The following is a 13,294-nucleotide window of genomic DNA, read 5'->3' as shown; positions in this document are numbered from 1 at the left end:
AATATTCTGAGAGGATAGTAAAATGGCATTCTATCATCAATTCAGAAATGATATACTATACATTGGATAGAGAAGCTTATATTACCTGAGGAGGGAAATGATGATACCATTTGCAAAACCGACAGTGGAGCAGTTTTTCAGGACGTACACAATTACAAATTTCGCAGTGAACAAGGATGAAACAAAGCTTATTTTCAATTCGAATCTTAACGGCAAGATGAATTTATGGGCGATGGACTTGCCTGGTTCCTACCCGTATCTGTTCGCTCATCGGGATGAATCTTGCAATTTTATCAAGTTCGATTCGGACAATCGGTATGTGTTGGCGGGGTATGATAATGATGGGGACGAAAACTATCAAATTTACGCCATCCCGTTTGAAGGGGGACTTCCGCAACCGCTTATTACAGGAGAGACGGACGAGAAATATTATTTCAGTCATTTAAGTGATGACGGGAAACGTATCTGTTATGTAACGTCTGTCGATAATCCATCATTTTTGAATACGCATATGCACAACTTGGAAAGCGGCATCGATACGCTATTGCATCTTGGGGAGACGTCACCGACCGAACTTGCTGCAGTTTCGGATGATGAAACGGCATTCATCTACTCACAAGCGTTCGCAAATACGTATGTCGTCAGCTTCGTTAAAATCGGGGAAGAAACGTTCCACTTGACGCCTGATCCGAATAAAGTACATGTCGCCTATGATCCTGTATTTACGGATGATAACACGATTCTTTTCGTGACGGACTATGAGAGCGACCAAACCTACATTGCGAAGTTTGATTTGGCGGCGAAATCCTTTTCGAAAGTGTTGGAAGTGGAAGGGGAGAGTGTAAGGACGATCAAATGGAATAAAGAAACAGGGGATATCCATTTCCTTACGGTCAAAGGTGTAGCTGACAAATACTATCGAACTGATATAAATGGTGGAAAGCTAGAAGAGTGCTCCTTGCCAGTCGATGTCGTCGATCAAATTCGTATTGCAAAGTCCGGCAACGTATATATTTTAGGTAGAAGTGCTACAGTTCCTCATAATATTTACAAATCGGAGGACGGGAACGAGTGGACAAGACTTACTGAAAACAGAGTGCTCGGCGTAAGTGAAGAAGGCATGGTTGAACCTGACGTCGTTTCCTATACTTCGTTCGATGGTTTGGAAATCGAGGCTCTCTTATTCAAAGCGAAAGAGGAAAATGCAAATGGTTACACCATCTTCTGGCCGCACGGCGGTCCGCAGTCGTCCGAACGCAAAATGTTCCGTTCGATGTTCCAATGTTTCCTGAACAGAGGCTATAACATTTTTGCACCAAATTTCCGAGGAAGCACGGGCTATGGCTCGGAATTCACGAAAATGGTCGAGCGGGATTGGGGAGAAGGCCCACGCCTCGATTGTCTGGCAGGAATCGAGTGGTTGTTCGACAATGGCATCACTGACCGGGACCGCTTATTTCTCGTAGGTGGCAGCTATGGTGGCTATATGGCATTGCTGCTGCACGGTCGTCATGCAGAATACTTCAAGGCGGTTGTGGATATTTTTGGAGTATCCGATTTATTTACATTCGTCAATTCTGTGCCGCCTCACTGGAAGCCAATCATGGATCGATGGTTAGGCGACCCGGAGCGGGATAAGGAACGCTTCATCAAAGATTCACCTGTCACATATCTCGACGGTATGGTGAAGCCGATGCTGGTCATCCAAGGTGCCAAGGATCCGCGTGTCGTGAAAGAGGAATCCGACCAGATTGTTGCGAAGTTGTCAGAGCTAGGACGCGATGTTGAATATCTTGTGTTGGATGACGAAGGGCATGGCTTCTCGAAGAAAGAAAATGAAATAAACGTGTATAGCCGCATGCTGGAGTTTTTGGAGAAGCATCAAAACTAAATGGAATTTTAAAAGCTGTCCGCACTGGCGGACAGCTTTTAAATCTCTACAAATGATCATAAATCTCTACAAATGATCATAAATCTCTACAAATGATCATAAATCTCTACAAATGATCATAAATCTCTGCAAGTGATCATAAACCAGAAAAGTGATCAATCCCAATCCTGCCTCTGCATATCTTCCGCAACAAGCTGCAAATCATCAGCAGAAATCGTCAGCACTTCATAATCGCTCGTCTCAGCAAATTTTAAAGCCATCTTCTTCATAAACTTCGGGGAACCTTCATTTTCTTCGTCATAGACAATTAGGATTGCATCCGAATTCCGCAGCAGAAACTTATCGCGCTCGATGAATTGCCATGGGGCTTCATAAGGGCGTTTCGTTAAACTGACGGAGTAATCCGCATGTGCAAGTATGAATTGATAAGCTTCTTTTTTCGCCTCGTTCCAATTTTTCTCCTGTTCCTGAAAGGGAGTGATAACGGCGAACTTCAATTCCGGATAGGTCTCTTGCAAGTCGATTACAGCTTCCGCAGCCCACGTCTCAACTCCCGGCTGTCCGCTGATGATTACCCATTCGAGGCCGCTGTCGAGTAGGGGAGTCAATCGGTTTTCCAACGCCTTTTTTATAATGCCGATGCCAGGGTGCTTATCATTGAAGATGCCTAATTCATGCGCTTTATAGCCTGTTATAACAAGTCTTTTTATCATTTGCTCATATCCTCGATCGCGGAATGCGCCAATTTTGAAATGACCATGTCATCCATAGGCGGATTATGCAATCCTGCCTCGGACATCAATTCCAGATCGATGTGAGCGATATGATTTTGGACATTGGGCAATTCGGAAATATTCTCTTGAATGCTATTCGGGCTATATACCACAGCAAACTTAACCGCGGCAAGTTTGTCCGTCAGTTCGGCAGATCCCCGTATTGTATTTTCGAGCTTGCTTAATTTATCCATCCATTTCCTTTGTAGATCAGTTGTGATGAAAAGCTCCTTTGACATAAAGACACATCCTTTATTCCACGTTTGAGTTATGTCTATTATACGTGACGATTCATAGTTTGTTGTAAAAATGGTTTGTTAGGTTGTGATCAAAAGATAATTATTAATCTATCAATTCCTGGAATTTCGGTCTACAATAAATAGTAATTACGTTCACTGTAAATAGGGGGTTGAAACATGGAGATAAGAAAGTTATGCCCAGAAGATGCTGAAGCCTATTTTCAAATTCGATTAGAGGCTTTGTATACAAATCCAGAAGCATTCGGATCAAGTTATGAAGAGGAGAAGAAGCAAACTGCCGACAAGTATAAAGAAAGGTTTGGCCCTGCCGATTCCTTTACATTCGGTGCTTTTGATGAATCGAAACTAATCGGAGTCATTACGCTATTAACGGAGAAAACGAAAAAAATGAAACATCGTGCAACAATCGTGGCGATGTACGTGACACCTGAAAAGCGAGGAAAGGGCGTCGCAAAGACGCTTATGAATGAAGCGATCAATAAGGCAAGGTCTTTGGAAGGGATAGAACAAGTGTATTTGACGGTTGTAAATTCAAATGTAGCAGCAAAAAATCTTTATTTTTCGCTCGGGTTCGAAGTGTACGGCACTGATAAAAGAGCATTGAAAGTCGAACACACTTATTTGGATGAAGATTTAATGGTTCTGTTTTTACATGAACAATACTAGAACTGACTCTGACGCTCCCAGATGTTTAGTTTTCCTCCGATTTAGGAACAGTTAAGGGAGACAAACAAATGAGGAGTGATTGGAAATGGATGCAAAAGAAACAGCCCGTAAAATTCTGGATGAAAGCTATGTCGGAACGATGGCGACTGTCCAGCAAGGTAAGCCTTTCAGCAGGTATATGACATTTTTCAATGAGGACTTTACGCTTTATACGGCGACTTCCAAAAAGACCGATAAAGTGGAAGAGCTTGAGCAGAATCCGAATACGCATATTCTCATTGGTTATGAGGGGGAAGGTGTCGGGGATTCATATTTGGAAATCATGGGTACCGTAACGATTTCCGATGAGGAAAACGTGAAAGAGAAGGTCTGGAATGACCATATGAAACCATGGTTCAGTGGGCCCGACGATCCGGACCTTGTCATTTTAAAAGTCACTCCCGACGCCATGCGATTGATGAATAAAAAAGGAGAAGAACCCCAGGATATTCAATTTTGAATAGGAATAGAAGAATCCCTTGCCTAAGTTCAGACAAGGGATTTTTCTGAGCATTAATCATTCAATTTCCACGTTGCATAATTCAGGGACAAAGCAAAAGCGACCCATCCGATATAAGGGATCAGTAGTGATCCTGCGGTTCGGTCAATTTGGTAAAATTCATACGTCGTCAATGCGATGGCTGCAAGTAAAATGGTCATTTCGACAAGGGCTGTGCCACGCAGTCCCCATCTGAAATATAAAAAAGACCAGAGGTAATTCATCCCGAGCTGCAATTCATAAGTAGGGATTGCGCTTTTGTTGCCTCGTCCTTGCTCCTTTTTCATCTCAACCCGGTACTTCGCGAGTCCCATTAATCCGTAAAGAGTTGTCCATACAATCGGAAATGTTGATGGGGGTGGAGAAAAAGAAGGCTTTCTAAGTTTTTCATATTTCTCCTGAGCATTCCGGTTTGCCAACCACCCCGTAATAGATCCGCCAATAATCGGCATCAGAATGCCGGCAGCTAGCCGCTTTCCGTCCATCCGACCGTTCACTTTCAAAAGTTCCAATGTACCACCTCCTAATAATGTACATAATTCCCTTCAACCAATTAATAAAACAAAAAACAGACAGAAGTATGCGGAATAATAAAAAAAGTATTGATTCCATCCTTCATACGTTATAATGATAAAAATTCAGTGGAGACACTAGGAATAGAAGTGAGTGATTAAATGAAACAACGTGAACAATGGACATCAAAAATTGGATTTGTATTAGCTGCTGCCGGCAGTGCCATCGGACTGGGTGCCATATGGAAGTTTCCTTATATGGCGGGCACGAACGGCGGAAGTGTTTTTGTATTGCTATTCATTATTTGTACATTGGCAATTGGATTGCCTATCTTGCTGGCTGAATTTGTCATCGGGAGAAGGGGACAGCAAGATGCCGTCACTTCTTTACAAAACTTGGCGCCAGGACGGCCGTGGTTTTTGATCGGTTGGATGGGATTGCTAAGTTCCTTCATCCTTTTATCATTTTATAGTGTTGTGGGCGGATGGATTCTTTCTTACTTGGCAAGAGCATTGCTGTTTCGTTTGGATACTTCCGATTATGCAGGGCTTTTCAATGCAATCATTGCGAACCCAGGGGAAGTGCTCATCGCTCAGGCGGTGTTCATGATTTTGACGATCTGGATTGTCCAAAGCGGCATTCGTGGTGGAATTGAACGTGCTAGCCGTTGGATGATGCCTTTGCTCTTCATTTTCTTCATCGTCTTAGCAATACGCTCTTTGACACTCGAAGGGGCGATGGAAGGAATTCGATTCCTGTTCGTGCCGGATTGGTCATATTTGACCGGGAAGACACTCTTGCTTGCACTCGGACAAGCATTTTTCTCACTAAGTGTCGGTGTCACAGCGATGATGACGTACGCGTCCTATTTGCCGAAAGAGGAGCGGCTTGGCCAATCCGCTTTCAATGTGTCTATATTAAATATTTTCATCTCGCTACTTGCGGGAATTGTCATTTTTCCAGCCGTCTTCGCACTAGGACAATCGCCTGCAGAAGGACCGGGATTGATCTTTGTCGTCTTGCCGGCTATCTTCAATGAAATACCGTTTGGCGGATTCTTCTTGATTCTGTTCTTTATTTTATTATTGTTTGCGACGTTGACGTCATCGATTTCCATGTTGGAAATTGTCGTCTCTACGGGGATTCGTAAGAAACTTGAAAAGAGACGAACAGCTGCATGGGTGTTTGGATTGTTGATTTTCATCGTAGGCATTCCAAGTGCTTTGTCATTCGGCGTATTATCCGATGTGAAGCTTCCCGGAGGAACTTTCTTTGATTTTGCAGATATCCTGACAAGCCGGATCGGATTGCCGATAGGGGCGCTCCTTATTTCTATATTTGCAGGTCATGTGTTATCGACTGCTGATACCGATGATGAGCTGCGAATGAATAGTGGGTTGAGTAAAGCATGGAAGTTCATCGTCCGATTCATTGCACCGCTAGCCATCATCATTATTTTCATCGCATCATTTGTTGAATAAAAACTCTTAAAAAGCATTTCTTCGTCATGAAGAATGCTTTTTTATTTTTGTTGAATTAATTGACGTTAGGATGAATTTGTTTTAGTAGTCTAAATAGTATAAAATATTTATGGGATGCATTTTAATTAAGGGAAAAGGGGCTAGGAAATGATTAGTGTAAAGAAAAAGTATTCTATCGAACAATTTATCAATTGTGAGAGTCTACTTGGGGTATCAATTTCTCCTGACGATGAGAAGGTTTTATATGGGAGCGATCGTTCTGGGGTATATAATACGTATGCAGTTTCCCGCACTGGGAGTAATGTCGAGCAATTGACACACTCTGACGATGACCGAATGATACCAATTGGTTATTTCCCGGATGGTCGAAAGTTTCTATACACAAGTGATCAAGGCGGAAATGAAATTACACATCTTTTTATGCAGACTGAAGATGGGAAGAGTATCGATCTAACCCCTGGGGTACAAGAAAAAGCACAGTTCCATCGTTGGAGTCGGGATGAAGAGCATTTTTTTTATGAATCAAATAAGCGGGATCCACGTTATATGGATTTGTATGAAATGAATATTGACACATTAGAACCGACATTATTGTTTAAAAATGAAGATGGCTATTTTGTCTCGGCAATTTCACATGATAAAAAATATATTGCCTTACACAAGCCGCGGACATCAAATGATTCAGATATGTTTATTTACACAAAAGAAGACGGTGTAAAACATTTGTCTGAGCATGTTGGCGATGTTCAGTACCAACCAGTCGCATTTGATTCAGATTCCAAATTCTTATATTTCTTAACTGATGAAAATCATGAGTTTTCATATGTAAAGCGGCTTTGTTTATCGTCAGGAAACAGTGAGGATGTCGCGAAAGAAAAATGGGATATTTTAACCGCTCGCTTTTCTCCTAATCATAAATACCTTTACTATTATGTGAATAATGACGGGAAAATTGAAGTGAAAGTACTAGAGTCGGAAACAGGTGAGTATGTTGAAATAGTGGGTTTTCCGGAAGGGCAAATTAATGGGTTATCAATTTCGAGAAGTGAGCAGTATATGGCGTTTTTAGTAAACCGTTCGACAGCACCTGCAAATTTGTATGTGTATGATTTTGAAGCTAAGGAATTAAGCTGCTTAACAGACACGCTTAATCCCGAAATTAAAGAGAGTGACTTAGTGGATGCACGGGTTGTTCACTACCCTTCATTTGATGGACTGGAGATCCCAGCGATTTATTATGAGCCGCACTTAGAAGAAGGAGAAAAAGCACCTGCACTCATTTGGGTGCATGGAGGACCCGGAGGCCAGTCAACCGTTGATTTCAGCCCGATGATCCAGTATTTAGTAAATCATGGTTATGCAGTGCTTGCGGTGAATAACCGTGGAAGTTCGGGATACGGGAAGACATTTTTCAAGGCGGCTGATCTGAAACACGGTGAAGTTGACTTAGCTGATTGTATTGAAGGAAAAAAGTTTTTAATTGATACAGGGCGAATTGATGAAAACCGTATCGGCATTATTGGTGGAAGTTACGGCGGATATATGACACTCGCGGCACTCGCATTCCAACCTGGTTCATTTGAAGTTGGCGTCAATATATTCGGGGTGTCCAACTGGGAACGAACGCTAAAGAGCATTCCAGCATGGTGGGAAGCTATGCGTGAACTGTTATACAAGAAAATTGGTGATCCATATACACAGACCGATTATATACGTAGTATTTCGCCACTTTTCCATGCGGAAAAAATCAACAAGCCGCTCATCGTCTTGCAAGGCGCAAACGACCCGCGTGTTCTGCAAGTTGAGTCTGATGATATAGTTGAAAAAGTGAAAGAAAACGGTGTTCCAGTTGAGTACATTGTTTTTGAGGACGAAGGACACGGCTTCACGAAACGTGAAAACCAAATTAAAGGTTATCGAGCGATCCGTGAATTTTTGGATAAATATTTGTAAATGTAGAAAACTCCAGTGCGACGAACGATGCACTGGAGTTTTTCATGTGAATTTTTCATAGACCGAGGACGGATTCCCGAAAAGGTCAAAGCACTCCGCAATCTTTGACCAACCGTACTTCTCATAATATCCAATATGGTCCGTCGTCAAATACATCTTAGTAAATCCTTTCAATCCCGCCTCGGCAATTGCATGGTCAAGTAACTGGGACCCAATTTCTTGTCCGCGATAATTAGGATTGACATACAGACATGCAAGCCATGGAGAGAGATCTTGCCTGCTAACGAGATCATTTCGCAAAATCGCATACGTGCCAATGATTTCACTACCTTCTACTGCAATATAGAAGGAGGGGACGCCTTCACCTGTAACCGATGAATGTTTCATGCAATCTTCGTAAAACCTTAAATTTGATTCATTACCCCATTGCTTCCAAAAAGCTTGAACCGCTTCTTCGAACAGCTCTTCTCTATCGTGTATCGAATAAATTTTCACTTGTCATGCCCCCTTTATATTTTTACTATAAAGGAAGGAGTTTCAAAAACAAATAGAGAAATACATAAGGAAATAGATTCAAAGGGGAGATTGGTATGGATGTAAAAACGGTTGCCACGTTTGCATGTGAAGTTGTTAAAAGGGAATTCGAATTGGTTGGACAAAGCATAACAGCAGATTTTCCACAATCGTTCCTGGATGCTGCTATGAAGGTGCAAATGGAGTTTGAAAAACGGATCGATGAAGTAAAGGGTTGCAAGAATAAGCATGTCTTAATAAGTCCGTATATGTGCAACGATATCGTCGCTACTTATTTCGCATGTGTGGAAGTTGACAATCTTACTGAAATTCCAGAAGGGATGGTCGGATTTAGAATTCCGATGATGGAATATGCAAAAATCAGCTGTTCCAATAAAACGATCGATCAAGGGTATTCAAAATTATTTGCGTGGATGAGTGAGAATGGATATAAACAAAAGTGGTATGACAAATCATTTCCTATCGAGATCTTCTATCTTGAAGAGGGAGCTGAGGAAGAAGTAGTTGAAATCTTAATACCTATACAATGATTGGAGAACCGGCTATCTTTAAAATGAGCCGGTTTTTTTACTTGCCTATATAAGTATATAATTATATGATACTGACGGGAGTGATGATAAATGAAAACAAATGAGTCGATTGATCTGCAAAAAGCATCTCAAATATTAAAGCTTCTCGGGGATAGGACGAGACTGACAATGATGAAATTGCTTGAGTCGCATGATTGCTGTGTCTGTGAATTTGTCGCGATCTTTAAGATGAGTCAGCCTGCAATTAGTCAACATCTACGGAAGTTAAGGGATATTGAATTAGTGAAAGAGGAGCGAAGGGGACAGTGGATCTTTTATTCGATTAATCAAGATCATGAAGATTATCCATTAATTTCAAGCATCCTTAATCACTTGCCGGCTCAGGATGATTCGATATCGGAGTTGGTTGCGCAAGGTTTGCGTATTTGTTGTGAATAAGGAGGAACCTAATTTTGTATTCGATCATAACAGCGTCACTGATTTTTATCATTACGCTCATTTTTGTCATTTGGCAGCCTAGAAACCTTTCAATTGGCTGGTCGGCATGTGCCGGGGCGATCATTGCGTTGCTGCTGGGTGTCGTTGACTATACAGATGTGCTCGATGTCACAGGCATAGTTTGGAATGCGACACTCGCTTTCATTGCAATTATAATCATCTCTTTAATATTAGATGAAATTGGATTTTTTGAATGGTCTGCGTTACATATGGCCCGGTTAGCGAAGGGGAGCGGGCTGCGCATGTTCGTTTATGTCAGTCTCCTCGGCGCGATCGTGGCGGCTTTATTCGCGAATGACGGCGCGGCGCTGATCCTGACGCCGATTGTGTTGGCAATGGTTCGGAATTTGAAGTTTAGCGATAAAATGATATTTCCATTCATTATCGCAAGTGGTTTTATCGCAGACACGACATCATTGCCATTAGTCGTGAGTAACTTGGTCAATATTGTTTCTGCCGACTTTTTCGGCATCGGTTTTGCGGAATATGCTTCACGGATGATAGTTCCGAACTTGTTCTCATTAGTTGCTAGTATTGTTGTTTTGTATTTGTTTTTTAGAAAGAGCATTCCTGGAAATTATGACGTGTCCGAATTGAAACAACCGATAGAAGCTATCAAAGATCACAAGATGTTCCGGCTTTCTTGGGGAGTCCTCGGCATATTGCTCGTTGGGTATTTCTCGAGCGAATTCATTGGACTGCCGGTATCGTTCATCGCTGGAATTGTAGCCATCTTCTTTTTAATCATGGCGAAAAGGAGCCCAGCTGTTCACACGAAACAAGTGTTGAAAGGTGCGCCTTGGGCGATAGTATTCTTCTCAATCGGAATGTATGTCGTTGTGTACGGGTTGAAAAATGCGGGACTGACAAATGTCCTAGCGGATATCATCCAACTGGCGGCTGATCAAGGCCTCTTTGCCGCGACGTTATCAATGGGCTTCATTGCTGCATTTTTATCATCGATCATGAACAACTTGCCGACTGTTATGATTGATGCGCTCGCAATAGCGGAAACGAATACATCAGGACCGATTCGGGAAGCACTCATCTATGCGAACGTCATCGGATCGGATTTAGGCCCGAAAATTACACCAATTGGTTCCCTCGCAACATTGCTCTGGTTGCATGTCCTCTCGCAAAAAGGAGTGAAAATCGGCTGGGGAACTTACTTTAAAGTCGGAATCATTCTGACGATCCCTACACTTTTCATCACCCTAGTCGGATTGTACGTATGGTTATTGATTATCTAATAATGGTAAAGGAAGTGTTAACTATGGAGAAAAAGATTATTTACTTTCTCTGTACCGGCAACTCTTGCCGAAGCCAAATGGCTGAAGGATGGGGAAAGAGGATCCTTGGTGATGAATGGGAGGTTAAGAGCGCCGGCATTGAAGCACACGGAGTCAATCCGAACGCCATTAAAGCGATGCGTGAAGTCGGAATCGACATTTCAAGTCAAACGTCAGATCTCATTGATATGCACATACTAAACAATGCTGACTTCATCGTCACTTTATGCGGAGATGCCGCTGACAATTGCCCGGTAACGCCGCCTCATATAAAACGTACTCACTGGGGGTTCGATGATCCGGCAAAAGCGAAGGGAGCGGAAGAGGAGAAATGGGCATTCTTCCAGCGGGTGCGAGACGAAATTGGTTGGAGGATTGAAAAATTCAAAGATACTGGGGGATGAGCAGAAATTAAATGCTTGGTTAACGGCCGCCAACGTTATCTTCTAAAATTATTACAAGTGAACATCACTTGAACGCGTAAATAATTGTAGAGGATACGTGCATGGCGTCCCATTTGCGTGTCTTCATATAAATAAGGGTGAAGACGTCGAAGTAATTCCTGATCGCAATGGCAACGATCCCCGTATAGGCGATAACATTTATCGTGCGCTTTACATGCGGCATCGACTTCGTTAACTGGCCCGCCTGGCCCATTGCAACGTGGACCACACCAATTATATCCCGGGAATAGACAGAAACGAAAACCTCTATTTTCTTTGTGTGGCAAAATATAACCCTCCTTTTTTAGTTGTCTTCGCAATAAATGATCGTTATTGTATTTTATTCCGCTATGTGCGATAACACATAAGCAGGAACCTATAGTATGAAAAATCCCTTAGCACTATTTCCGTAGTGTTAAGGGATTTTTTTTACGTTTTACCATCATGTAGAATTATACTCTTGCATTTATTTTAGAGAATTTATCCAATATGTATTTTAATTTCCACTCTCCAAAGTGAACAATGAAAAACTGTATAAACATAGGAAGAATATAAACCTTAATTGGAATAAATTCTTCCTTTTTTTGTTACATCATGCTCTCACTGAAAGAATGAAAAGGAGCAACCAATCCTTTCGTAAGTAGTGATTTGGGAAACTGAAATGATGGAGACAGATTACTATGAAAAAATTAACTTCATTGTTTGATAACCAAATGACTTAATCTAAAAAATAACTAATTTTCATTACTTATTTATAAAATTTGACTATCTGACGAATAAAATGTGTCAGTTATATAACTGTTTATTGAACGGTTTGTGACGGGATTCCTCTTTTTTAGATAAAGTTTTTATGAACTGTGCACTTACTAATTGTTTTTCGCGTTTTATTATATTAAGATAAACCTCTAGTTCAAGGAACTGCTAAATACGATAATTTCAAATGCTGTTTCTATAGCTTATAGAACGCAAGAAAGGGGTACTTCCATGAAAAGGAAATTGACGCTTTTAAGCCTAGCTCTCGGCATTCTTGCATTGTTGGCGGGATGTGAACCGGTAATGGTGTTAGATCCGAAAGGGCCTCAAGCTGAAACAATATCCAATGTTATTTGGATTTCAATTGCTACGATGGCGATTGTTGTTATTGCTGTCTTCGCTTTGTTGGTATACGTCGTTGTAAAATATCGAGCTTCGAAACAAGATGCGGATTATGAACCGCCGCATATCGAAGGAAATCCAATCGTTGAATCGATTATCGTCGGAATACCAATTATCATTATCATTTTCCTATCTATTGTCACGGTTAAGTCCACTTATGAAGTGGAGGCGACTCCGAAAGGATATGAAAATCAGAAACCATTGGTTGTTTACGCTTCTTCCTCTGACTGGAAATGGCATTTCAGTTATCCGGAAGAAAATATTGAAACGGTGAACTATTTGTATATCCCGACGGATCGAGCATTGGAATTTAGACTTTATTCATACGGTCCGATTACAAGCTTCTGGATTCCACAACTGGGCGGACAGAAATATGCGATGTCCGATATGATTACCACTTTGCATTTGGCAGCTGATGTGCCTGGTGAATATATGGGAAGAAATGCGAACTTCAGCGGGAAAGGCTTCGCTGAAAACATTTTCCATGTAGAGGCAATGCCAGCAGACGAATTTGATAAATGGGTCGAAGAAGTGAAGGCGACTGCCGAGCCTCTAACAGAAGAGAAGTTCACTGAGTTGCTGAAACCGGGCCATCTTGGGCAAATGACATTTAGCGGAACTCACTTGGAGTTTTTGCCGCCGCCAGAAGGGCACAATCATGGATCAAGTCAATCTCACGATCATGCACATCATTCAGATGACGCTCATGACGATGTAGAGACGGATCATTCAGGCCATTAATGAATTTTACTAGAATCCACATTTCTATC

15 protein-coding genes are annotated in these 13,294 nt (G+C 41.7%); 10 read left to right on the top strand and 5 right to left on the bottom strand.

From position 1 onward, the window contains the following. Positions 1 to 100: 100 nt before the first annotated feature. A complete protein-coding gene (locus AB1K89_RS03590) occupies positions 101 to 1,891 on the top strand; it encodes a S9 family peptidase (RefSeq protein WP_413053392.1) in 1,791 nt (596 codons plus the stop codon). Between the two features lie 155 nt (positions 1,892 to 2,046). Here the strand turns inward: AB1K89_RS03590 and AB1K89_RS03585 are convergent, their stop codons facing one another. Next, the gene (locus tag AB1K89_RS03585) at positions 2,047 to 2,604 is read right to left on the bottom strand and encodes an SLOG family protein (RefSeq protein ID WP_413053391.1); all 558 of its coding nucleotides are present in this window, start codon (positions 2,602 to 2,604) and stop codon (positions 2,047 to 2,049) included. Continuing rightward, on the bottom strand, positions 2,601 to 2,903 hold the full coding sequence (locus AB1K89_RS03580) for a hypothetical protein (protein ID WP_413053390.1): 303 nt from the start codon (positions 2,901 to 2,903) through the stop codon (positions 2,601 to 2,603). The genes AB1K89_RS03585 and AB1K89_RS03580 overlap by 4 nt, the downstream gene beginning before the upstream one ends. 177 nt (positions 2,904 to 3,080) lie before the next feature. Here AB1K89_RS03580 and AB1K89_RS03575 point away from each other — a divergent pair, with 177 nt between their 5' ends. Then, positions 3,081 to 3,590 (top strand): GNAT family N-acetyltransferase, encoded by a 510-nt coding sequence (locus AB1K89_RS03575; RefSeq protein WP_413053389.1) that lies wholly within the window; start codon positions 3,081 to 3,083, stop codon positions 3,588 to 3,590. Between the two features lie 85 nt (positions 3,591 to 3,675). Continuing rightward, positions 3,676 to 4,089, top strand: coding sequence for a pyridoxamine 5'-phosphate oxidase family protein (locus AB1K89_RS03570; protein ID WP_413053388.1), 414 nt, complete (start codon positions 3,676 to 3,678; stop codon positions 4,087 to 4,089). A gap of 53 nt (positions 4,090 to 4,142) precedes the next feature. Here AB1K89_RS03570 and AB1K89_RS03565 read toward each other — a convergent pair whose 3' ends face one another. Then, the gene (locus tag AB1K89_RS03565) at positions 4,143 to 4,640 is read right to left on the bottom strand and encodes a TspO/MBR family protein (protein ID WP_413053387.1); all 498 of its coding nucleotides are present in this window, start codon (positions 4,638 to 4,640) and stop codon (positions 4,143 to 4,145) included. Between the two features lie 162 nt (positions 4,641 to 4,802). Between AB1K89_RS03565 and AB1K89_RS03560 the strand changes: the two genes are divergently transcribed. Both AB1K89_RS03560 and AB1K89_RS03555 read left to right on the top strand, forming a co-directional pair. After that, positions 4,803 to 6,122, top strand: coding sequence for a sodium-dependent transporter (locus AB1K89_RS03560; RefSeq protein WP_413053386.1), 1,320 nt, complete (start codon positions 4,803 to 4,805; stop codon positions 6,120 to 6,122). 147 nt (positions 6,123 to 6,269) lie between these two features. Beyond that, entirely contained in the window at positions 6,270 to 8,075 is a 1,806-nt protein-coding gene (locus AB1K89_RS03555; RefSeq protein ID WP_413053385.1) for a S9 family peptidase, read from the top strand. Between the two features lie 42 nt (positions 8,076 to 8,117). Here the strand turns inward: AB1K89_RS03555 and AB1K89_RS03550 are convergent, their stop codons facing one another. Then, on the bottom strand, positions 8,118 to 8,570 hold the full coding sequence (locus tag AB1K89_RS03550) for a GNAT family N-acetyltransferase (protein ID WP_413053384.1): 453 nt from the start codon (positions 8,568 to 8,570) through the stop codon (positions 8,118 to 8,120). A 95-nt stretch (positions 8,571 to 8,665) separates the two neighbouring features. Between AB1K89_RS03550 and AB1K89_RS03545 the strand changes: the two genes are divergently transcribed. From AB1K89_RS03545 to arsC, 4 genes are all read left to right on the top strand, one after another. Beyond that, positions 8,666 to 9,139 carry a GyrI-like domain-containing protein gene (locus tag AB1K89_RS03545; RefSeq protein ID WP_413053383.1) on the top strand — a complete coding sequence of 158 codons (474 nt, stop codon included), beginning with the start codon at positions 8,666 to 8,668 and terminating at the stop codon, positions 9,137 to 9,139. 90 nt (positions 9,140 to 9,229) lie between these two features. Then, a complete protein-coding gene (locus AB1K89_RS03540; RefSeq protein ID WP_413053382.1) occupies positions 9,230 to 9,577 on the top strand; it encodes an ArsR/SmtB family transcription factor in 348 nt (115 codons plus the stop codon). A 14-nt stretch (positions 9,578 to 9,591) separates the two neighbouring features. Beyond that, the gene (locus AB1K89_RS03535; RefSeq protein WP_413053381.1) at positions 9,592 to 10,887 is read left to right on the top strand and encodes an arsenic transporter; all 1,296 of its coding nucleotides are present in this window, start codon (positions 9,592 to 9,594) and stop codon (positions 10,885 to 10,887) included. A 23-nt stretch (positions 10,888 to 10,910) separates the two neighbouring features. After that, on the top strand, positions 10,911 to 11,330 hold the full coding sequence (gene arsC / locus AB1K89_RS03530) for an arsenate reductase (thioredoxin) (protein WP_413053380.1): 420 nt from the start codon (positions 10,911 to 10,913) through the stop codon (positions 11,328 to 11,330). A 35-nt stretch (positions 11,331 to 11,365) separates the two neighbouring features. Here arsC and AB1K89_RS03525 read toward each other — a convergent pair whose 3' ends face one another. Beyond that, entirely contained in the window at positions 11,366 to 11,656 is a 291-nt protein-coding gene (locus AB1K89_RS03525; RefSeq protein WP_413053379.1) for a phospholipase, read from the bottom strand. Between the two features lie 697 nt (positions 11,657 to 12,353). Here AB1K89_RS03525 and qoxA point away from each other — a divergent pair. Then, positions 12,354 to 13,265 carry a cytochrome aa3 quinol oxidase subunit II gene (gene qoxA, locus AB1K89_RS03520; protein WP_413053378.1) on the top strand — a complete coding sequence of 304 codons (912 nt, stop codon included), beginning with the start codon at positions 12,354 to 12,356 and terminating at the stop codon, positions 13,263 to 13,265. Positions 13,266 to 13,294: the final 29 nt, after the last annotated feature.

Origin of the sequence: Sporosarcina pasadenensis, assembly GCF_047228845.1 — a bacterium.
Taxonomy (GTDB): domain Bacteria; phylum Bacillota; class Bacilli; order Bacillales_A; family Planococcaceae; genus Sporosarcina.
Note: the sequence above shows the minus strand (reverse complement) of the source record. Positions and strands in the feature narration are given on the sequence as shown.

Coding starts and splice junctions, on each gene's coding strand:
- AB1K89_RS03590 (WP_413053392.1), top strand. CDS start 101: ATGATACCATTTGCAAAACCGACAGTGGAGCAGTTTTTCAGGACGTAC.
- AB1K89_RS03585 (WP_413053391.1), bottom strand. CDS start 2,604: ATGATAAAAAGACTTGTTATAACAGGCTATAAAGCGCATGAATTAGGC.
- AB1K89_RS03580 (WP_413053390.1), bottom strand. CDS start 2,903: ATGTCAAAGGAGCTTTTCATCACAACTGATCTACAAAGGAAATGGATG.
- AB1K89_RS03575 (WP_413053389.1), top strand. CDS start 3,081: ATGGAGATAAGAAAGTTATGCCCAGAAGATGCTGAAGCCTATTTTCAA.
- AB1K89_RS03570 (WP_413053388.1), top strand. CDS start 3,676: ATGGATGCAAAAGAAACAGCCCGTAAAATTCTGGATGAAAGCTATGTC.
- AB1K89_RS03560 (WP_413053386.1), top strand. CDS start 4,803: ATGAAACAACGTGAACAATGGACATCAAAAATTGGATTTGTATTAGCT.
- AB1K89_RS03555 (WP_413053385.1), top strand. CDS start 6,270: ATGATTAGTGTAAAGAAAAAGTATTCTATCGAACAATTTATCAATTGT.
- AB1K89_RS03545 (WP_413053383.1), top strand. CDS start 8,666: ATGGATGTAAAAACGGTTGCCACGTTTGCATGTGAAGTTGTTAAAAGG.
- AB1K89_RS03540 (WP_413053382.1), top strand. CDS start 9,230: ATGAAAACAAATGAGTCGATTGATCTGCAAAAAGCATCTCAAATATTA.
- arsC (WP_413053380.1), top strand. CDS start 10,911: ATGGAGAAAAAGATTATTTACTTTCTCTGTACCGGCAACTCTTGCCGA.
- qoxA (WP_413053378.1), top strand. CDS start 12,354: ATGAAAAGGAAATTGACGCTTTTAAGCCTAGCTCTCGGCATTCTTGCA.